Consider the following 21,500-nt stretch of genomic DNA (forward strand, 5'->3'; position numbering starts at 1 on the left):
AGGGGGGAGGGGGGAGGGGGGAGGGGTGCGGCGAGCAATGCCCGGTCTGCTGGTGCGAACACCGCCCGTTTCGGACCGAGTTGCTGTTGCAGGACGGTGATCTGGTGGCGCAGGGCGAGGATCTCGATGTTCTTGATGCGTCGCTTGCCGGGAGCAGCCGCAGCATGGCGAAGGCGTTAGTCACGGTCAGACAGGTCAATCGAAGCAGTACGGTCGTTCATCATGTCGGGCTGCCACGGTGCGATGACGGCTTGAGTGCCTGGGCGGATGAGGTTCTCGACACGCACAACGTCCTGGTTGAGGTGAGCTCCGCGGATGTAATTTCCGGCACGCACACTGTTCGGCGGGCGACTGTCGGCTGCCGCCGTGCTCTGGCTTCTGGTCACTGCGGCGTTGTGGGGACTGCGGGGCTACCTGCGGCGCCTGGCCGGCGGCCGCCCCCGACGGGCGCTTACCTGACACCTCCCGGCGCGCGAGCGGTCAGGCCGACGACTGCTGTACCTGCTGGAGGCGGCCATTGCCGTGAGGTCGATGGCGTCGGACTGAACCGTCACGGCACCGCGTCCGGGAGAACCCTCTGCCCGTCGTGCGCTGGGCCGGCCGGTCGACAGGCATCGACGCCGCCCCTTCGGCTGTCTCACGGCGTCCCGGCCCAAATACGCCAGCAGGGCCTTACCCGGATCAGTACAGATGTCCTGTATCTCGTGAAACTCTCATCTTAAAGATGCTCTGCGGTTCATACTGTCTGTGGCACCACATAGTTCACGATTTCCTCACTTCTTTCGAGGTGTCGTCCTGCAAGCCGCCACCGACCGGAACCCATGACCTCCTTATACGGCTTCGGCCATCAGATGCCCCTGGTCAACTACATGACAGACGAGCGGGCCGTCTTCTACCGACTGACACTGGACGTACTGCTCGAAGAGGAAGCCCGCCTGGGGGTACACCTGCCCACGGCCGAGATCCAAGCGGAGGTGGCCAAGCGTCTCGACCCGGCCCCGGATCTCCTGGCCGGCTTGCCGCCCGTCGATGGACTGCTGGACAGACTCCGAACCTGGGGCAACGTCGACCGCATCTACAACCTGCGGCGCAGCAGCACACCCCAGGAATTCATCCGCAAAGACTTCCTCTACCAGCTCACCCCCGCAGGCGCCCAGGTCCACCGCACCCTGATCGCGATCGACCAAGAGCTCGGTGCGGCCGGAGCACTGCAGTCCACCATGCTGCCGGAAGTCCTCGAAGCGCTGTCCGTCCTGGTGACCGCCGTGGAGAGCACGCCGCCCGACCTGGCCGGCGCCAGCCGCGCCTTCGGCCGACTGGCCGGCGGATTCGCCCAACTCACCGAGAACGCGAAGCTGTTCGTGCAGGGGCTCAACCACTCGCTCGCCGCCGACGACCAACTCGACGTGGAAGCCTTCCTCGCCTACAAGGACGTCGTCGTCGAGTACCTGCAGACCTTCATCCTCGCGCTGAGCCGCAACGGGCCACTGATCTCCAAGTACATTGACCGAGCAGAAGCCGCCGGAATCACCGGCCACCTGCCGTCCATCGCCGCCCTTGACGCCGCCCCGCAGCTCGGCATCGCCAAAGAGGACGTCATCGCCCGCGACGCCCACCACCTCCAGCAGCAATGGGCGGGCGTACGCGGCTGGTTCTTCGAGGGCCCGGACCGCCAACCGATCGCCCGAACCCTGCAGGACCGTGCCTCGGACGCGGTCAACCAGATCCTGCTGACCATCCGCCAGCTCAACGAGCAGCGCTTCAGGCGCGTCGACCGCACCGCCGACCTCGTCGCGCTCGCCGCCTGGTTCGACGACATTGACAACGACGACAGCGGCAGCGACGCGAGCGTGGCGAGCCTGTGGCGCACCGCGTTCGGCATGTACAGCACACGCCACCTTGGCCACGCCCGCCTCCTCGACGCCGACAGCGATGCACAGCCCGAGACCAGCTGGTGGGACAGCCCGCCCGCACCCATCTCCGCCAGCTACCGCGCCGCGGGACCCCGGACCCGGCCCGGCCCCGTACCTCGCATCCGACCCACCCGCCACACCAAGATGCTGCTGGCCGCCGAACTCGGCAAACAGCAGAACCTGGAAGCCACCGCCGAACAAGCACTCGCCGCCCGCGGCCCCATTCTTCTGTCCAAGCTCGGGGAGCTCGACGACGCCGAAGCGGACGTCCTGCTGCGGTGCCTGGACTGCGCGCTGTCCACGCCACCCGACAACGCGGGCGGGCGACGGGCCACCACCAGCGACGGCCGGCTGACCGTCGTCCTGCGCCCCGCCCCGCACGTGCCGACGGCGTCGGTTGCGATGCGCGGAGGGCGCATCCGGATCGCCGACATGGAACTGACCGTCCGCCTGCACGGGGGAGCGGCATGAACCGACTCAGCGGACAGGCCGCCCACGAGCAGAGCACCGTCGTCCGGGCCCTGCTGCAGCAACCCTTGCTGCTGCGTCGCGGCCGCCACACCCACACCCTGGACTTGGCCCGTCGCCACCAGGCCGAACTGCGCGCCTGGTTTGACCACCACCTGGGATGGCGACTGCACATCGAGCGTGACCGCCTGCGCCTGTTCAAAACGCCCGCCTCGACCGATCCCCAAGGCCACCTCGCACCCACAGCTCGCCAATGCGCTCTGTACTGCCTGATCCTGGCCGTGCTGGGGGAGTGCGGCAAACAGACCGTGCTCAGCGAACTCGCCGAGAAGATCACCGCTCTCACCGGGGCGCACGGCCGACTGCGCCGCTTCGACGCCACCCATCATCGCGAGCGCGTCGACCTGGTCGCCATGGTGCGGCTGCTGACCGAACAAGGCGTGCTCGCCACGGTGGGCGGTGAGAGCACCACTACCCGCAGCCAGGAGAAGGAATACATCTCCGGAACCGGCGACGCGCTGTACGACGTGGACCACCGCACCGCCGCCCTGCTGCTGGCCAGTCCCGTACCGCCGGCCCAGGCCGACGGCCCCCAAGCCCTGGCCGACGCCCTCGAGCCCGCGCGCGCCGACACGCTCGACGAAGGGCTACGGCACGCCCTGACGCGCCGCCTGGTCGACGACCCCGCCGTCCACTGGGACGACCTGCCCGCGCAGCAGCGCGACTTCGCCCGGGCCCGCGCCGACGCCCTGATCACCGCCGTGCGGCTGGGCCTGGACACCCGGGTGGAGGTGCGCACCGAAGGCGCCGCCGTGATCGACGACGAACTCTCCGACATCGAGTTCCCCAAGGCCAGCGCAGCCTCATTCGCCACCCTGGCTCTGGCCGACCTGCTGTGCACCCGCATCGACAGCAGCCACCCGCGCCGCCCCTATGTCTCCCACACTCAACTCCACGACCTGGCCGCGCAGCTCAGCGAACAACTCGGCCAGTTGATCCCGAACATCAACGGCCAGCCCATCAGCGCCACACGCGTACTTGATGCCTGCCTGCCCCTTCTCCTCCAGCTGGGTCTTGTCGCACACGCCCCGGGCGGCATCCAGTGCCGCCCGGTACTGGCCCGCTTCCGCGCCCCCGCGGGCCAGGGCCTGCGCCCCGAGGGCGAGGAACTGATGCTCTTTGGCGCACACGACCTGCCGCAGCCGACTACCAGCGAAGAGTCATGACCTCACCCACCGACGGCCCCGAGGCCGACTCCGCCCTTCAGCAGCTCCTCGACAACGAACTCCCCATTCCCGAGCGGCACCGCTTCCAGCCGCTACGCATGGGGCTGATCGGCATCTGGGAGTACGAGGAGCAGGTCTTCTACTTCTACGGCGGACGGCTGATCCTGCGCGGCCACAACGGCAGCGGCAAGACCAAGGCCCTCGAGGTCACCAGCCCCCTGCTGCTCGACGGCATCCTCCACGCCCGCCGCCTGGACCCCTTTGGCAACGCGGCACGCCCCATGCGCGACAACCTGCTCTACGGCGGGCACACCCAGCGCATCAGTTACGTGTGGACCGAGTACGGACGGGTCACCGAGTCCGGCGCGCACGAGTATCTGACCATCGGCATCGGCATGCAGGCGCTGGAGACCAAGAAGACCGGCCTGCGAGACAAGTGGTTCTTCACCACCCCGCAGCGCGTCGGTGTGGACTTCACCGTCTACGGCGCCGACCGCCGCCCCCACAACCAGGCCGAACTCACGACACTCCTGGGCGAAGCACACGTCCACCAATCCGCCAAGGACTACCGCAAGGCGCTGGCCAAGCAACTGTTCGGATTCTCCGCCAGCCGCCTCGCCTCCCTGATCGAGCTCCTGCTGACACTGCGCAGGCCCAAGCTGAGCGAGGACCTGACCACCGCCAAGCTGAGCAAGCTCCTCAAGGACGGGCTGCCGCCAGTCAGCGGACTGCTTCTGGAAGACCTCGCCGGAAAATTCGACGAGCTCGCCCGCGAACGCGAAGACCTACAAGCGCACATCCAGGACAAGCAGCATGTGGATGCGTTCCTGTCCGCCTACGGCCGACTGGCCCGCCGCGTCGTACACCATCAGGCCCACCACCTGGTGACCATCGGCACGGAACGCGCCGCCGCAGCCCATCACCAGCGCACCAAGGAGGACGACCTCACCGGCCTCCGCAAGCGGGGGGCCCAGCACGAGAGGCAGGGACAACAGCTGGGCCTGCGTCTGAAGACCCTCGAGGCGAAAATCATTGAGCTCAACGGCCGCCCCGAGATGGAACAGCACGGACTGATCGGAGCCCTCCAGGACCACAAGGCCCAGACCGAACTGCACCTCGAGCAGGCCACGTCACGGCACACCCGGGCCGCGGACGACCACGCCACCGCCACCGCCGAACACGAGTCGGAACAGAACGCCCTGAAGACCGCCGCCCGTCTGCTGGACGCGGCCGAACAGGACACCGACGCACACGCAGCGGACACCCCACTCGACCCCGTGCACCAAACCCACCGCGGCGACATGCGCACTCGGCCCCAGCACACTCGCCGTACCCTCATGGGCCACGTGCAGGCACGCCAACATCTCCTCGCCCAGGCCACTGACCTCGCCGCCGACGTGACCCAGACCCACGGGCGAGCCGAAGCGGCCCAAGCCGTCTGCACACGGCTGCTCACCCGCCTCGGCGAGGCCAAAGCCGCCTACGACACCCGCGAAGAAGCCCTCCAGCAGCAGATCCGGCAACTGCGCGCCTTCCTCGTGGAGTGGTCCGAACGGTGCCAACAACTGCTCCTGAGCGAAAAACAGTTCGCCGATCTCGTCGGCGCCGTCCCCACCTTCGGTGACGACTCCACGCCAGCCCTGAGCGAACTCGTCGCCGCTCATGCCCAGCACGTCGACACCGCGCTGGCCGACCTGCTCGGCAGGCAAAACGCCCTGCGCTCCGACCTGCAGCGCCGACGCGACGAGGTCAGCGACGAACGTGACCACGTTGCCGCGCAAGAAGACGCCCCACCACCCGACCCGATCACCCCGCGCCGGCCGCGCACACCGGACCTCGACGACGGCGCTCCGCTCTACCGGCTCCTGGAGTTCGCCCCGGGACTGTCGCACCAGCAGCAGGCCGACCTGGAAGCAGCCCTGCTCGCATCGGGCATCCTCGATGCCTGGCTCACCGGCGACGGCCGCGCCCTGGCCGCCGACACACTCGAAACCCTCCTGCCGATCCCGGACCCCGGCCGCCGCCCCCACCGGTCACTGGCCGACGTCCTGTGCCCCGTCGACCACCCCACGGTCCCGGCCCCGGTGACCCAGCACATCCTTGCCTCCATTGCCCTGGACACCCCCGAGAACGCTCACCCAACCAACATCGGCACCGACGGAACCTGGCACATCGGTGCAGTGCGCGGGCGAACCCGGGGAACGACTGCCGTCTACATCGGTGCCACCGCCCGTGCCACAGAACGCCAACGCCGCCTGACAGCCCTCGACCACGAACTCGCCCAACTCGACACCCAACTCGACTCTGCGGACGCCGACATCGCTGACACGCGCCGTCGCCGCGACGACCTGGAAGCCGAACGCACCGACACCCTCCACAAGGACCGCGGCGTCCGCGAGGCCCGGCACGCCCGAGACCGGGAACGCTCCGCACTCGAGCAACTCGACCTGGACATGCGCCAGGCCAACGAAGAGCAGCAGGCCCGACATCACGAGTGGCAACGCGCCCGGCGCACCCTGGACGACTTCGCCCGCCCGCGCGGCATCGAGCCCGACGCGGAGGGCATCCAGCGCGAACAGCAAACCTTGAACCACTACACCGCGAGTCTGACCGAGCTGGCCTACACGGCACAGGAACACCTGCAGCGCACCACGGCCGTCAGCCGCGCCACGAAGCGCCTGGCCACGGCCGAAGGCCAACTCCGCGAACGCGCCGACGAAAAGACCCAAGCGCACACCAACCGCGACAACGCCCAGGAGCGACTCGACGTTCGCCAGCGGCTCGTCGGCGCCGACGTGGACAAGGTTCTGGCCGAACTCAAGGACGCCACCCATCAACGCGACACCACAACCGCCGAACTGGACCGTAACCATGCACAGGGAAAGGACATCTCCAAGAAGATCGGCGCCCTGGAACAGGCCGTCGACGGCGCCCGCCGCGAACACGGCAAGATCGACTCACGTTTCCGGGAGACCGTCGAGGACTACCGCCGCCTGGCAGAACACGGATACCTCGCCCTGGCGGGAGCCAACAGTGTCACCGGGCAGGACGTTGACGCCGTTCACGCGCAGGCCCGCGCCACCCTCGACCAACTGGCGGACGAACCCGGCAGTGAGGCCGCCCGCAACGAAGCCCGCAACGAGGCCGACAAGGAGTTCAGACTCCTGCAGACCGGGCTCGCAGGACCGGACTGGCGGCCACGCGCCCAGTACGACGGCGCTCTCTTCCTGGTCACCCTGCTGCACAACGGACAAAGCCATACCGTGCCTCAGGCACAGGACATCATGGCCAACGAGATCCACAGCAGGCAGGGGTTCCTCGGCGACGAAGAACGTGAGCTGTTCACCGAGGTCCTGCTGGGGCGCCTCGGCGACCACCTGCGCCGCCGCCGCGCGGAGGCGGCCAGCCTCGTCGACCGGATGAACACCCTGCTGCAACAGGTGCCCACCTCCTCCGGACACCTCCTCAAGCTGATCTGGGAGCCGGACCCGAAACAAGACCAAGGGGTCCTGGACGCCCTCAAGGCTCTTGACGGCCAGTCGACCGAGCACCTGGCCGACGGCGCCCGCGAGCAGCTCATCCGCTTCCTCGTCGACCGAGTCGAGGCCGCACGACAGAACGAGTCCAGCGCAGACTGGCGTACCCACCTCAAAGAGGCCCTGGACTACCGCGCCTGGAGCCGCATCCGAATCCGCCACAAGGCCGGGCCCGGCCAAAAGTGGACCGACCAAAGCGACCACAAGCACCACCGAGGGTCCGGCGGCGAGCAGGCTGTCGCGCTGCAACTGCCGCTCTTCGTCGCCGCGGCCGCCCACTACGCAGGCGCCGCCCCCACTGCACCCCGCCCGATCTACCTCGACGAAGCCTTCGCCGGCATCGACGCACCGATGCGTGGCCGCTGCATGGCTCTGCTGACCCAACTCGACCTTGACTTCGTCCTCGCCAGCCACGACGAGTGGGGCTTCCACAAGGAAGTCCCCAAGGTGGCCACCTACCAGCTCTTCCGGCACCAAGGACTCCCCGGTGTCCTCACCACCCCCATCCTGTGGGACGGAGCCAAGCGCCACCCTCTGCCCGATCCCGCCCTGCGCCAAGACGCCGCCGAAGCCGGAATCGACTGGGAAGACGACGAGGACCTACTCGACGAAGAGTACGCAGACCCTGTCGACGAGTCCGCCGACGAGGAAGACATCGATGACGAAGAGACCTGAACTGCCCCAGGCACTGGCGAGCTGGGCCGACAGCCCCGGCGGCAGCGCCTTTTGCGAAGCGGCCCGCCGCCGCATTGCCAACGGCGGCCGCCTCGACCGCAAGATGCCCCTCACTATGACCCCACGACAACGCGCCGACCTCGTCGACCTCTTCGGCTCCAACAGCGTCAGCGCCTCCGCCGTCCACCTCGACCGGGCCAACACCGCCCTGCTCAACGGCGCCCATGCCATGCCCCTGCGACAACTGCTCATCGCGGTGAGCGGCCCTCTGCTCACCAACCGGGGCCAAGCCCGCTACCGCCGCATCGTCAAAAAGGCCAACATCCACCACGCCCGCACCATCCTGGCCGCGCGGATCCGCCCCGTTCCCGAACTGGCCCAGGAGCTGAAACTCCTCACCGGCCTGCCCGACTCCGCCTCATGGCTCCCGCCCCAGGACTCACGCGCCCAGACGCGCACCTGGGCCACCTACGCCATGGCCCTGACAGCCGCAGCCGTATGGTTCCAAGGACGCGCCCGAGTATGGAAGTTCGGCGAGCGCGAACTGTCCGTTCGCGCCCTGGGCGGCAGCAAGCGCTGGACCGAGCCCACCAAGGCGGCTTTCAGCAGCCTCGTCGGCCTACCGTTCTCCGAGGCCGTCTACACCGCCGACACCGGCATCCGCATGCTCGGCCCGGCCAGCTGGAAGCTGCAGAGACTCGTAGCCGACGCCTCCGCCGCCCGCCCCTTCATCGACCTGCCGGGCAGGACGGCTGCCACCGAGGGAACCCTCGACATCCAGGCCGACGGCGTTCTGCTCATCGAGAACCACGAGACCTTTCAGGCTCTGAGCCGCACCAGCGTTCCCGAACAATGGCTATGCATCTGGATGGAAGGCTATGCCTCCGATGCCCTGGCTCTGTTCCTTTCCTTCCTGCCCGACCTTCCGCTGACCGCATGGGGCGACCTCGATCCGCCCGGCATCGACATCATCGTCAACCTCAGCGCCAAGAGCGGCCGTACGATCACTCCCGTCGCGATGAACGAACAGCTATACCAGGCGGGGTACATGCTTGAAGAGGGTGCCGATGCTCTCGATGACTGGCGCCAGCAGGCCGAAAAACAGGCCCGTACGGCGCCTGAGGCGTTCCGCCCCCTGGCCCGAGCCATCGCCCGCAACAACGGTTACCGCTGCGAACAAGAGGGACTGCACGAACAGGTGCTGCCGTACTTGCACAGCTGGTTGAACCAGTACATCGACACACCGCCCTTGGCGCCTTCGGCTTCCGCCACCGGTTCCTGACGGCATGAGTGCGCAGCCCGCGCGGCTCCACCTCGCCGCGGGCGGGCCGGGGATCAGCTGGCCTCCGGCCTGGCCGCGCACTGCCGGGACGTAACCGTGCTCGCCGACGGCGCCTACCTCAACTGCGGCATGGTCACCCCGCACCGCAAACGCCCCCCGACGTGAGCTGCTGCCCGGCGAGGAAGCCGACAACGCCGCGTACCGCACGGTCCGCGCCCGGGTGGAGCACGTGATCGGCCGGATGAAGAACTCCAAGCTCCTCCGCGACTGCCGACAACACGGCGACGGCCTCCACCACGCCGTCCAGGCCGTTGCCCACATGCACACTGGAAGCTGACGCCACGTGAAGCAGTCAAGCAAGGCGATCACCCCACCCGCCACGCTCTGCTGCAGGTTGGAAAAGGCTCAATGTCGACTTGGCTGGAACTGGGTTCACCTCGCGTAGATCCACTCTGGGCAACATGATCGGCTCGCAGGCGGTCCCGAAAGTGCCGCGGTGCGGCCCGACTGCCAAGCACCTGCCTCGCGGCAGGCAGGGATCGTCCTTCGTGCATGTTGCGATCGTGGCAGGGCGAGGCTCTTTACAGCGCTGATGTCGACGTGGTGCCTGCGGCAGGTGAAGAGGCGGCACTTGGCAGTGGCACGTCGCGATCGTAGGCGAGTAAAGCGAAATGCTCTGGCTCCGTAGCCAAGGACATTGTGCACACCAGCAGAGACCTGTTCGTTGAAAGTGCGCCGCATCTGCGCCGTGTGTGCTTCCGACGCGCCCCTGCGTGTCCCAATTTTGCCTGTGGCATGACCTCTTCCGCTCGTATGTTGATCTGTTCGTCTCGGCCCGAGAGCGGACAACGACCCATGCACGGTCGGAGCTAGCAACCCAGTTCAGCCAAGGGGGAGACGTGGACGAACACGTGGGACCTACACGCCGTCGGGCGGTGGAGGTCTGCGCACAACAGTGGTCCGATGAGCTGATCGACTTCGGCCCCTACAACACGCTGCTGCACTTCAAAGACACGAAGCGGGCGACCCTGGACGTCACCTATGCGGCGTCACAGGCGCTGACCTCGCTACTGAGCGGCCGCACGACCCGACTGGCCAGCCTTTTTCCGGCCTCTGATGATCACAAAACAGCGTGGGCGCGAGCGCGTGGTCTCCGCCGCAAGATGGTCGAACTGGCGGAGGAACAAGGCATCGACGCTGGGCGCCTGGCGCTTGGCCTGGTGCGTGTCGAGCCCCCAACAACGCGTGGCAGTCGTCCGCTCGCAGCCCTGCGTGCTCCCCTTCTCCTGCAGCCGCTGACCATTGAACCGCGCACCGCGACGGAGAGCGACTTCGTCCTCGAAGGAGTGAGCGAAGCTGAGATCAACCCGGTTCTGCTCTACGCCCTGAGCCGCCAGTACGGCCTGGATGGTGATCTCGAGGAGCTCTCTGACAAGATCGCGAACGCGGTCGAGGAGTGCGCGGATCCTGGTGACCGTACCCGTTGCGCCTATGCGGTGCTGCAGGCGGCTTGCACCCGTAGCCATCTCAGTGTGGAACTGGAAGAACGTGTGGTGGCCGGCGTCTTCAGCTTCGACCGGCTTCCCATGGTCAACGACCTGGCCCGATCAGTCGACTTGCTGGCGAGCCACCCGGTTGTAGCGGCCCTTGCCAAGGACAAGGAGGCCGAACGTGCTCTGCGTGTGGAGGCAGCCTCTCACGTGCCCTCCAGCGCGGACTCCACCGCACCTCGGTCGGAGTATCTGGTACGGGACGCCAATGGCTCTCAACAGAAGGCTATCAGCGCCGCATTGGCCGGCGCTCACCTCGTCATTGAGGGACCCCCCGGCACGGGGAAGAGTCAGACCATCGCCAACCTGATCGCCGCCGTCGCGGCATTGGGTAAACGGACGCTCTTCGTCGCCGAGAAGCGTGCCGCCATCGAAGCGGTGACCGACAGTCTTGCCGAGGTCGACCTCGATGGACTGGTCTTCGACCTGCATGGCAACAAGCTCAGCCGCCGCCAGACCGCCCAGCAGCTGTACGAGGCCGTGGAGCGCGCCGGAAATGAGCCCCCGCCCCGCCCTGACGGTCTCCACCGAAGTCTTGATGGCCATCGGGAGCAGGCGCTGCGGCACGTCCAGGAGTTTCACCAGCTCCTGGCGCCTTGGGAGATCAGCCCTTACCAACTCATCACGCACCTCATGGTCAGCCCTCGTGACCAGCACACTCGACTGCGGCTACGCGGCGGCGACCTGTACCGCCTCCACGGAGAGCAGCTCCTCCAAACCGAAAGCGACCTGCGCGCCCTTGTGGCCAAGAACGGCCTTCTGGTGCGACGCGGATCCTCCCCCTGGTCTCACCTGCCGGTCCGCTCCGACAACGAACTGCATGCCGTCGTAGCCAGCCTCGACCAACTCACCGGCCGCGCTCTGACAGATGCCCGACGCACCGTCGAGAAGCTCGTGAACGCAGCGGGATTGCGACCGGCCGACGACGTCCATGGATGGCAATCCCTCCTGGCTTTGCTGCACGACGTCACCACCACCCTCAACCGCTTCGAGGCAGCCGCCTTCGACTCCGGCCTGAACGACATGATCGCCGCGACAGCCGACCGCACCTGGCGCAAAGAGCACTCAGTCAAGGTCGGTTGGTGGCAACGTCGAAAGCTGACTGCCAGAGCGCGGGGACTGGCCAAGGACGGCTCTCGTACCCGCCCCTTGTTGCACGCGGCACTCACGGAAGCTGCCGATCAGAAGGCCCGGTGGCAGGAACATGCTGCGACTGACGACAGCAGCCCGTGGGCCGTCCCCGGGCTGTCCTCCGCTGTCGCCTCTTTCACGCAGGTGCGTGATCAGCTGGCTGCGATAGCCCTGTGCGTGCGCTGGGACGGATGGGAGAACACGTCCACCGACGAGGTGGACCGGTTCATCCAGAGACTTGACCAGGACCGCGTGACGCTGTTGCGGATGCCCGAGCTCAACCAGCTCACCGACCGCCTGGAGTCGGCCGGGCTCCGCCACCTTCTGGACGAGCTCGCCGAAGCCGGAACGGCGCCCGACGTCGCTGTCGGAACTCTGAACCACCTCTGGTGGGCCTCTGTCCTGGACGAGGCCCACATGCAACACCCCTACTTGCGCTCCTTCGTCGGAACCGAGCACGATCACACGATCGAGCAGTTCCAACGTCTCGACCGCACCCACCGAGACCTCAACCCGGCTCGCGTCCGATACGAGGTCGCCACCCGCCTGCGAAAAGCCCGCGATAAGTACCCCGACCAGAACACCCTCGTACGCACCCAGGCCCACCGAAAATCCCGACACCTGGCCCTGCGCAGACTGGTTGAAAAGGCGCCGGACGTCCTCATGGCCGCCAAGCCGTGCTGGGCCATGTCCCCACTCGTTGTCAGCCGCGTCCTTCCCGCCACCCGCCTCTTCGACGTCGTCATCTTCGATGAAGCCAGCCAGGTCCTTCCGCACGACGCCATCACGTCCATCATGCGCGCCCGTCAGGTCATCGTCGCCGGCGACCCGCACCAACTCCCCCCGACGACCTTCTTCCAGAAGCTTCTCAGCGGCGCAGACGAAGACTCCGATGACGACGACTCCGGCGACGCCGCACCAGGTGCCTTCGAATCCCTCCTCGACATGCTGTGCAGCCGCCTCCCCGTACACACCCTCAAATGGCACTATCGCAGCCGCGACGAACGACTCATCGCCTTCGCCAACCACACCATCTACAACGACACACTCGTCACCTTTCCGGGCACCACCCAGGCGAGTCCACTACGCCTGGACATCGTCGACGCCCAGGTCCGCCCCGGCCAATCCGGCTCCTCCGACGAAGAAGTACAACGGGTCGTCGACCTCGCTCTGGCACACGCCACCCACACACCGAGCCAGAGCCTCGGAGTCATCACCATGGGACAGCGGCACGCAGACCGGATCGAACTGGGCCTGACTCAAGCTCTGAAAGACCACCCGGACCTGCAGGACTACTTCAGCTCCGGCGTAGGCCCGCGCCGACGCTTCTTCGTCAAGACCATCGAGCAAGTCCAAGGCGATGAACGAGACGCCATCATCCTCAGCATCGGCTACGGGAAAGCCGCCAACGGACGCCTGGCCATGAACTTCGGCCCGCTCAACAACGAGGGCGGAGAGCGCCGCCTCAACGTGGCGATCACCCGCGCCCGCCAGTCGATGACCGTCGTCACCTCCTTCACCCACCACGATTTCGACCCATCCAAACTCCTGGCTACCCGCCACCGCGGGCCCGAAATGCTGCGCGCGTTCCTGGAGTACGCCTCTCACGGAGGAGACCTCCAGCGCACCGGCAGCGCACGCACTGACTGGAACCTCAACGGTTTCGAGCAACAGGTCCTCGCCGCCCTCGAAGCAGCTGACGTCCCGGTCACACCGCAATGGGGCGTGTCCGGGTACCGCATCGACTTCGCGCTCGGCCACCCCACACGGCCCGGACAGATGGTCCTCGCCGTCGAAACCGACGGCGACCGCTACCACCGATCTCCCAGCGCCCGCGACCGCGACCGACTGCGCCAAGAACACCTGCAACGCCTGGGATGGCGCTTCCACCGCATCTGGGCCTCCAGTTGGTTCGCCAACCCAAGCGTCGAACTCGAACGGCTCCTCGACACCTGGCGTGATGCCACAGAGCGGGCCGACTGCGCGCCAACCCCCGATCCGGTCCACAGCGCGCCAGCTCCGCCTCCGGCGGTCGGCCGCGGTGCACGCCCCACCGTGCCGCAAGGGGGACGTACTGGCGACTACAGCGACGCCGACCTGCTCGCCCTGGCCAACTGGCTCCTGAGCGACGGGTACCAGCTCGATCGCGACACCCGAGTCGGTCAGGCCCTCTCCGAACTCGGCTTCAAACGACGCGGTCGTGTGATCACCGAACGTCTCATCCGCGCCTTCGAACAGGCCCAGCATCCGGCAGACAAGGAAGCGTACTGATGAAGAAGCTCGACATCCTGACCCTTGAGCGCGTCGCACGTCTCATCGCCGACATTGACGGCCCCTTCGAGCGACGCGGCTACCAGCTGGAACAACTCCTGCGACGCGCAGCCTGGCCATCACCCCCCGACTACGACGGCTCACCGCGCATCGCGTGGCTCACGGACGTCATGGCCGGTACCGATGACCACGCCGCTGTCAGTCGACTGCTCTGCCGGATCTGTGACCCGCTCGAGTACGACGACGGTGAGTCGTCCGCCGACCTCATCCGCCAAGAGCTGAACCGCCTTCTCGCAGCAGAGCGGGTGGCCGTCACCTACGTCGCCGGGCGCCCTGTCCTAGGAGAGGTCGGCACCGACGGTCACAGCACGCTGTTCTCCGCTCCCGAGGACCTGGAAGAGCGAATCCGTCCCCTTGTCAGCAGCGAGGAGTTCCTGCAACAACTCATGGAGAGGGTCACCGAAACGCAGATCTGCGAGCAGCACGGTGCGTACGGTATGGCGCTCATTGGCATCGGCAGTTTTACGGAAGCTCTACTCCTCGACGTCCTCACGCACAGAGATCCGAGCCTGCAACGGGGCTTTCCTCTAGGGGAGAGGCGCGTTGCCCCTGAACGGGCAAGTTTTGCCCTGCTGCTCGACACGGCTCGTACCCGAGGGTGGATTCAGATGGACGCCCATGACTTCATGGCGATTGTCCGTGAGTACCGAAACTTCGTCCACCTCCGCAAGCAACGAGAACGTGGCGTCATTCCGGACCGAGACACCGTCGGCATGTGCTGGGGGCCAGTGCTCGCGGTGCTCAACGACCTCGAGACCACCCGAGAGCCCACTGCCGTGTGACCACGTCCGTCACACGACGTCGTCAGCTGGTGGTACAGCATCTGCACCCATGTTGACCAGTTAGAACGGTAGTTGGCGCAGCCTTCGGTCGAGGGCTGGTCCGGATCTTGGTCTGGCGGCGCTGGTTCGGATCATGCTGCGGCTGCAGCGCGTGCGAGTGGGACGGGACGGGATAGATGGCTGGCTGCCGGACGCAGGCATCTGGGATCGCAGGTGTGGTGGTGGACCCGCGAGATGGAGCAAGATCGTGCGGGGTCGGAAGTCGTGTCAGGCTGTTGACTCCACGGTGACGGACGAGGGCCTGGGGTGAATCTATCCCGACAGGCTCGTGGCCGGAGCTGTAGTGGGCTGGCCGAGGTCCATCGAGTGCGGGTTGGCTCCGCGCGCAGTGACCGACAGCCGGATCCACGGACCGCGCGTCCCGTGGCGGCCGCCAGGACAAGACGGTAGGAAATGCTCGTGCTTCGGCTGGACCATCCGACCGCCTACACCATCCGGCGGCTGCGCATCGGCGCATCTTTCCCGAGGAGTGCCGCCCGGCTCTCCGCTTTGCAGCCGACGACGATCCCGACGGACTGGTCGAGATGATCGCCTGGGGACGCTCAGCTGTTGGCGCGAGCAGTCGTAATCTCTGTGTCCATGCCACCGCGTCGCAGAGAGATAGTCAGTCCCGGCACTCGGATGAAATTCCGCTCGCTGGCGACGAACTTGACTGTTCGTACGATTGCCGAGGCGTGGCAGAGCGAGTCAGCGGCTCAGGGTGATTTCACGCTTCATGCGGGCGCGCTTGCGTTCAGGTGGGTTCCGGTCGCGGAGCTTCTTGAGCACCACGCTGGCGCCCGTCGGTTTGTGTATCGCGCGAAATGCGTCTGCTTGACCGCCGTCAGCGAACGGTAGTCGTTCGCAGGAATAGTCGTTCCGCTCTCCGCGGGCCAGACGTCGCACCCTGTAGACAACAGTGGACTCGCAGCCCAACGCGAGCTACGAGGGACTCGTCGTGGTGCGGTCAATGGCGCGACACTCCGTCGAGATACTCCTGGACAGGCCCGTACGGTCCGCCTCGGATCCGGTCGTGCAGGCCCTAGAGCGGCACCCACGCCGCCTCCTGGACCTCTCGCGGTGACGCTGCCCGCGGGGCGCCCGACAGCGACCGGCAGGCGACGTACACGATCCGTCGTCTCGTCACCGGATGCAGCCGCTCACCGATGACAGCGACCGGCTTGACCATGACACCGGTCTCTTCCAACGACTCACGCACCGCGGCCTGCTGCGGCGACTCACCTGCGTCGACCTTGCCCGCCGGGAACTGCCAGACGAGATCGCCCTCGGGGACGGCGCGGCGGATCAGTAACACCCGGCCCTGATGCGGGACTACCGCGCCCGCGATCAGCCCATCCATCCGAACCTCAACTCTCCCTCTGAACAATCACAATCACCGCATGCCACGGACCGCGGACGGACATCATGCCGGGCATGAGCGACGAGCAAACCGCACCCACGAAGCGGCCCTGGTGGTTCTGGCCCACGGCCGCAGCCGGAACAGCCGCCTACATCGTGCTCCTCATTTGGGGGCCCTGGTGGATCGAAGGCCACCATCTCCGCGACAAGAACGGTGATTTGGTGACCAGTGCCGGGATCATCATCACCGGGTTCCGCACCATGCTCGTCGCCATCGCAGCCGGCGGACTCACCGCAGCCGGGCTCTACTACACCCGACGGAAGCACCAACTCGAGCGCGAGCAGCTCCAGCACACCCAGCAGCAGTTCGCAGAGAGTCAGCAGCAGTTCGAGACCACCCTCCGAGAGACTCAGAAGCGTGACGCTGAGCAAGCTGAACTCACCCGCGAGGGCCAAGTCTCCGATCGCTACGTAGAGGCGATCAAGCTCCTGGGTTCGGTTAACCTCGCTGAACGGCTCGGCGGGATCTACTCCCTAAAGCGCATCTTGCACGACAGCGCGAAGGATCACGACACGGTAGTGGAAGTGCTGGCCGCATACGTGCGACAACATGCACCAAGCGCTGCAGTCGAGCCCGGCGATAATCCATCGGGCAGGCCAACGACGGACGTGCAGGCCGCACTGACCGCCATCGCCCTCCGGCCGAATCGGGACGAGAATCCCACGATCGATCTATCTGGGGTCGACCTGTCCGGTGCGGTACTTAAGGAAGCCGTACTCGATCTTGTCGACTTCCGAAAAGCTCGTCTCACCAGGGCGGATCTTGAGGATGCGGTAATGCAAGAAGCAGTCCTCGATGGAGCCCACCTGGAACACGCCAACCTATACGGTGCCGTCTTGTGCGGTGCGCGCCTGGCTGACGCCAAGGTGGACTGCGCCAACTTGATGCACGCGGACCTCGGCTATGTAGTCGCCACCAGGGCATCTTTCCGTGGGGCTAGCCTGAACCTGGCGAAACTCGGCGAAGCCGACTTCGGCGCGGTGGACCTAAGGGGGGCAAGCTTCCAGGAAACAGACGTGAAAATGACAAATCTGGGGGGCGCCGACCTCGCTGGCGTGTATGCCATGGCTAAGGGCCAGTTCTACGAAGCGTTCCTGGACGACGAAACCAAGTTCGACCCAGCGATCGCCGAGGATCCAGAAATCGTCGCACGCATTGAGGAATGCCGAGACATGTTCTAAGCGCAATGCCGTGACCCTGTTGGCGATCTTGTGTGGTTAGACGGCCGTGACGCTGCTGGTGTCGCACGGTGTCTGGAAGGGGCTCGTCCGACGCGTGCGCCTCGCAGTGCTTCGTTAGGTTGGGCGTACATGTCTGTTGCGGAGCCCTTTATAGGTATGAGGTTTGGGCAGTTGGAGCGGTTCCGCAGAGTGTTGGCGAAGTTCGTGGCCGATGTGTTCGCATCAGCGCTGCGCAGGGATCAGCGGGGCTGGGGAGAGTGCTATCTGCGCGGATTGATGCTGGACGGGCGGGGCAAGTCGATCCAGCCGATTGCACAGCGGCTGCCGGACGGGACCATGCAGGTCCTGCAGCAGTTCGTGCACCAGTCGCCGTGGGATTGGCTGACCGTGCGATGCCGGATCGCCGAGTTGCCGTGCGTGGAGATCTAGCCCGAGGTGTATTCAGCGGCTCCGCGTACTCTCGGTCGATCCGGTCCCGTACCCAGCGCAGTCGTGCTAGGTCGCTCGGCCTTGCCCCCACCGCTACTCGGGCGGGCCGTACGTCATCCCCAGCGAATGCTCCTCCAGGCTGCGGAACGTCAGTTGGTCGTCCCGGACCTCATTGAGCAGGAAGAGCTCCCGGGTCCGACACTCCTCGCACAGGCTGACGACAGCGAACGGCCAGAGGTCCACCGGAGCCCCGTACGGGGCACTGTCCACGTAGATACGGTCGGGCCGCAGCGGCTGGGTACTCGACCGCTCGAACGGCTCCCAGCTCGGATGGCTGCCCCTCAGCCGGAGCCCGACTATCCGGTACGAGCCCTCGTCGAGGTACTCGCACCGTTCCACCCAGTCCCAGTGCGTCCCAGAGAGCCAGCTGACCGCACTGATCGCCCGCACGACATGCGGTTCCAACCGCTCGACGTCTTCCGCCAATTGGTGGCTGGCGCGGACGCCGTGAGCGTGGTGCGAGGTGTTCCTGAAGTCCTTGATGTGGCCCAGGAGAGCGCGCGCGTTGCCCCGGTCGCGCACGGTGGCGAGCTGCTGGATGCGGGGCGCGATTCCCTCCGCCTCCAGCCGATCGAGGATCCAGAGCCAGGTGCCGAAGGTGGCGCCGGTCCGGAACTGCTTGCGCAGGTTCCGGGAGAAGCCGTTCGAGGCGGCCAGCTCGGTGAGCGCCAGCACGCCCAGCACCCGGGCCAGACCCTCGCCCAGCTTGAGTAGTCCGTCCTTCCGCTCCGCCGGATGCGTGCTGACCCGGTACCGACGGGACAGCGCGGCGACGTGGTATGGAAAGCTCCACTCGGCGCGCGAGATCGGGTCGTCCAGCGGCCGCACGAGTTCGCCGATCAGGCCAGCCTCGTGGGCAGCGGCCCTGATCTCGTTCCGAACCCCCTGGACGTCCCGTTCGCCGCTGCCGAAGACGTTGGGCAGGATTCCCGACATCGTGGTCCGCAGTGCGCGCCGTCCCTCCTGCACGGTCTCCAGGAGACTCTCCACCTCGCTGTCGGTCACCAGGTCGACGGGGACGTGCGTGTCCAGCAGATCGCGAGCGCTGGGGTAGAGACCGTTGTCCTTGCGGGAGTTCAACCACTCGCAGAGCGCCTGGCCGCTGCCACGGAGCGGCTGCAGCACGAAAAGCGAGGTCGCCGCCTCGCCGAACCCCTGCGGTAGCAGGCGCCAGTTCCCCGGCCGTCCGACGAGCATGCCGCCCGAGCACAGGGTCAGCGTCAGCCCATCCTCCGGCGCGTCAGGGAGCTCAACGGCCGAGTCCGCCTCGTGGAGATCTTGGGCGCGCAGGTGCTTGGGCCGGTCGGTGCCGTCCTCCTGCTCCTCGCGGCGCTGCGGCGGGTGAACCCGGGTGGTCTCCAACTGAGCAAGGTTACGCAGCAATTCGAATTCGCCATCGAGTTCCGGCCGGTAGAAGAGCGCGGGTGGGATCTCGCAACCCACCCGCGTTCTGCTGTCGTCGATCCAGGCGTCCGGAGCGGTCGGGTGTACTTCGCGTCGGAGGTGGTCGCTCGGATCCACCTGCAGCGGCAGGTGGACGAACTCGCGCAGCTCGGGATCTGGCTCGTACGCCTCGCCGATCCGCTGCGGCTCTCCGTCGCGATCGCGCACGCCGACGGCCTTGCGGACCGCCGCCTCGAAGACCTTCCCGCGCGGCCAGCTCACGCCGGCCGAGGCGACCGCCCGGCGCAGCGCCGTGACGGCCTCCTGGCCCCTCGTCCACATTGAGCCGACCAGCGGACGCAGGGCGGCCACCAGGGCAGCGGGATCCCGGGTCTTCTGGATCACGCGCGATTCGGCGAGCCGAGTCAGGACCTCCTCGGACAGCTCGTACCGGAGCCGCAGCGGTTGATCGATCGTGACGCGCTGGTACATCAGTTCGTGGGTAGAGACCACGCGGACCCGGTCGTCCGGCTGTTGGGCGGGGTCGGCGGACAAGGCGGCCAGGTAGAGCCCGGTGATCTCGGCGATCTGATCCGACGTAATGTATTTGCGCTTCGAGCCGATGGAGCGACGCATCCGTTGCCACTGGTCCTGAGCGTTCAGCAGCAGCACCTGCCCCCTGCGCTGTGCCGGCTTGCGGTTGCTGAGGATCCACAGGTAGGTGCTGATGCCGGTATTGGGGAAGAGGAAATCGGGCAGCGCGACCACGGCCTCGAGCCAGTCGTTCTCCACGATCCACCGCCGGATGTCCGATTCGCCGGACCCCGCACCCCCGACGTACATCGGGGAGCCGTTGAAGATGACCGCGATTCGGCTGCCGCCCTCGCCCGAGGCGCTCACCGGCTTCATCTTTGCCAGCATGTGCTGCAGGAAGAGCAGTGAGCCGTCGTTAATCCGGGGAAGACCGGCCCCGAAGCGGCCCGCGAAACCGAGCTCCTCATGCTCCGACCGGACCGCGTACTCGCTCTTCTTCCAATTGACGCCGAACGGCGGATTGGCGAGGAGGTAGTCGAAGACGGTTCCCTGGTGCCCGTCCTCGGCGAAGACGTTCCCGAAGGTGATCGTCGAGGCCCAGCGGCCGCTGGTCATCATGGTGGCACGGGAGATTGCCCATGACTCCCGGTTGATCTCCTGGCCGTACAGCGTGACATTCGCCCGCGGGTTCATCGACGCGATGTACGAGGCCGCCTCGGCCAACAGGCCGGCCGTCCCGCAGGCCGGATCCAGGATGGTGCGGAAGGCATGCGGCGTCGTCAGGACGTCCGAGTCGGAGGAGATGAGGAAGCCGGCCATCAAATGGGCGACATCCCGGGGGGTGTAATGCTCACCGCTCACCTCATTGCCGCTCTCCGCGAACCGCCGGACGAGCTCCTCGAAGAGGCTCTCCATGTGGTCGTCGGTGATCGTCTGCCCCAGGTCGATCGAGACGAACTGCGCGACGACGCGGTAGAGGAGTCCGGCCTGGGACAGGCGGGTGACGGTCCGCTCGAACTCGAAGCCGTCCAGCAGCTCCCTGACGTTCTGGGAGTACCCGTCGACATAGGCTAGGAGCAACCGGTCGGCGTTCTCCGGATCGCTGAGCAAGCTTTCCATGGAGAACTGGCTGGAGTTGTAGACGGGCCAACCCGAGGCGGCCGCCAGGCGCTGCTCCCGCTCCTCCTCGCCGACAGTGCGCTCGGCCTCATCGAGCACCGCCTGCCGGCTCGGGGCCAGAAGGCAGTCCAGCCGGCGCAGCACCGTGAACGGCAGGATCACCCGCCCGTACTCGGAAGACTTGAAGTCGCCGCGCAGCAAGTCGGCCACCGACCAGACGAGCTTGGACAGATGCCCGGTGCCGTCACTCATGCTGTCCTCCGCAGGCCGACGCCCTCCATGGGACTGATCATCCTATAGCGGTGGTCAGGCCGGCCCACGAGGAACACGGGACGCCGACATGCCGGTGACGGTACCTGGGGACCTGGGCGTCGCCACCGTCGCCGGTCGGCCCTCGTCAACTGCCGATCAGCCGACCGACATCAGCCGTTGTTCTCTTTC

Annotated in this window: 9 protein-coding genes and 2 pseudogenes; 9 read left to right on the forward strand and 2 right to left on the reverse strand. The window is 66.7% G+C overall.

The features are described 5' to 3' along the window. Positions 1-821 precede the first annotated feature (821 nt). The 7 genes and pseudogenes from OKJ99_RS38500 to OKJ99_RS38530 all read left to right on the forward strand — a co-directional run bounded on the left by OKJ99_RS38500 (position 822) and on the right by OKJ99_RS38530 (position 14,894). A complete protein-coding gene (locus OKJ99_RS38500; RefSeq protein ID WP_326023077.1) occupies positions 822-2,384 on the forward strand; it encodes a TIGR02677 family protein in 1,563 nt (520 codons plus the stop codon). Then, positions 2,381-3,607 carry a TIGR02678 family protein gene (locus tag OKJ99_RS38505; RefSeq protein WP_326023078.1) on the forward strand — a complete coding sequence of 409 codons (1,227 nt, stop codon included), beginning with the start codon at positions 2,381-2,383 and terminating at the stop codon, positions 3,605-3,607. Before OKJ99_RS38500 ends, OKJ99_RS38505 begins: the two co-directional genes overlap by 4 nt. Further along, positions 3,604-7,818 carry a TIGR02680 family protein gene (locus OKJ99_RS38510; protein ID WP_326023079.1) on the forward strand — a complete coding sequence of 1,405 codons (4,215 nt, stop codon included), beginning with the start codon at positions 3,604-3,606 and terminating at the stop codon, positions 7,816-7,818. Before OKJ99_RS38505 ends, OKJ99_RS38510 begins: the two co-directional genes overlap by 4 nt. Next, positions 7,802-9,100 carry a Wadjet anti-phage system protein JetD domain-containing protein gene (locus tag OKJ99_RS38515; RefSeq protein WP_326023080.1) on the forward strand — a complete coding sequence of 433 codons (1,299 nt, stop codon included), beginning with the start codon at positions 7,802-7,804 and terminating at the stop codon, positions 9,098-9,100. Before OKJ99_RS38510 ends, OKJ99_RS38515 begins: the two co-directional genes overlap by 17 nt. A gap of 12 nt (positions 9,101-9,112) precedes the next feature. Further along, positions 9,113-9,437, forward strand: a pseudogene (locus OKJ99_RS38520) (transposase family protein); the annotation flags it as partial. Between the two features lie 562 nt (positions 9,438-9,999). Continuing rightward, a complete protein-coding gene (locus OKJ99_RS38525) occupies positions 10,000-14,052 on the forward strand; it encodes an AAA domain-containing protein (RefSeq protein WP_326023081.1) in 4,053 nt (1,350 codons plus the stop codon). Then, complete coding sequence (locus OKJ99_RS38530; RefSeq protein WP_326023082.1) at positions 14,052-14,894, forward strand: hypothetical protein; 843 nt, start codon at positions 14,052-14,054, stop codon at positions 14,892-14,894. Before OKJ99_RS38525 ends, OKJ99_RS38530 begins: the two co-directional genes overlap by 1 nt. A 1,081-nt stretch (positions 14,895-15,975) precedes the next feature. Here the strand turns inward: OKJ99_RS38530 and OKJ99_RS38535 are convergent. Next, a complete protein-coding gene (locus tag OKJ99_RS38535) occupies positions 15,976-16,293 on the reverse strand; it encodes an NUDIX hydrolase (protein WP_326023083.1) in 318 nt (105 codons plus the stop codon). A 74-nt stretch (positions 16,294-16,367) separates the two neighbouring features. Between OKJ99_RS38535 and OKJ99_RS38540 the strand changes: the two genes are divergently transcribed. Together OKJ99_RS38540 and OKJ99_RS38545 are read left to right on the forward strand one after the other, a co-directional pair. Beyond that, positions 16,368-17,534, forward strand: coding sequence for a pentapeptide repeat-containing protein (locus OKJ99_RS38540; protein ID WP_326023084.1), 1,167 nt, complete (start codon positions 16,368-16,370; stop codon positions 17,532-17,534). A gap of 156 nt (positions 17,535-17,690) precedes the next feature. Beyond that, positions 17,691-17,960: pseudogene (locus tag OKJ99_RS38545) on the forward strand (transposase); the annotation flags it as partial. 96 nt (positions 17,961-18,056) lie between these two features. On the opposite strand, the gene OKJ99_RS38550 reads toward OKJ99_RS38545, so the two are convergent. Further along, positions 18,057-21,311, reverse strand: coding sequence for a type I restriction-modification system subunit M (locus OKJ99_RS38550; protein ID WP_326023085.1), 3,255 nt, complete (start codon positions 21,309-21,311; stop codon positions 18,057-18,059). Between the last annotated feature and the right edge of the window lie 189 nt (positions 21,312-21,500).

It is taken from the genome of Streptomyces endophyticus (assembly GCF_035798155.1).
Lineage (GTDB): Bacteria > Actinomycetota > Actinomycetes > Streptomycetales > Streptomycetaceae > Streptomyces > Streptomyces endophyticus.

Bases quoted from the DNA above. Each gene is read 5' to 3' on its own strand.
- OKJ99_RS38530 (WP_326023082.1), top strand. From the start codon at position 14,052: ATGAAGAAGCTCGACATCCTGACCCTTGAGCGCGTCGCACGTCTCATC.
- OKJ99_RS38540 (WP_326023084.1), top strand. From the start codon at position 16,368: ATGAGCGACGAGCAAACCGCACCCACGAAGCGGCCCTGGTGGTTCTGG.
- OKJ99_RS38505 (WP_326023078.1), top strand. From the start codon at position 2,381: ATGAACCGACTCAGCGGACAGGCCGCCCACGAGCAGAGCACCGTCGTC.
- OKJ99_RS38500 (WP_326023077.1), top strand. From the start codon at position 822: ATGACCTCCTTATACGGCTTCGGCCATCAGATGCCCCTGGTCAACTAC.
- OKJ99_RS38535 (WP_326023083.1), bottom strand. From the start codon at position 16,293: ATGGATGGGCTGATCGCGGGCGCGGTAGTCCCGCATCAGGGCCGGGTG.
- OKJ99_RS38510 (WP_326023079.1), top strand. From the start codon at position 3,604: ATGACCTCACCCACCGACGGCCCCGAGGCCGACTCCGCCCTTCAGCAG.
- OKJ99_RS38550 (WP_326023085.1), bottom strand. From the start codon at position 21,311: ATGAGTGACGGCACCGGGCATCTGTCCAAGCTCGTCTGGTCGGTGGCC.
- OKJ99_RS38515 (WP_326023080.1), top strand. From the start codon at position 7,802: ATGACGAAGAGACCTGAACTGCCCCAGGCACTGGCGAGCTGGGCCGAC.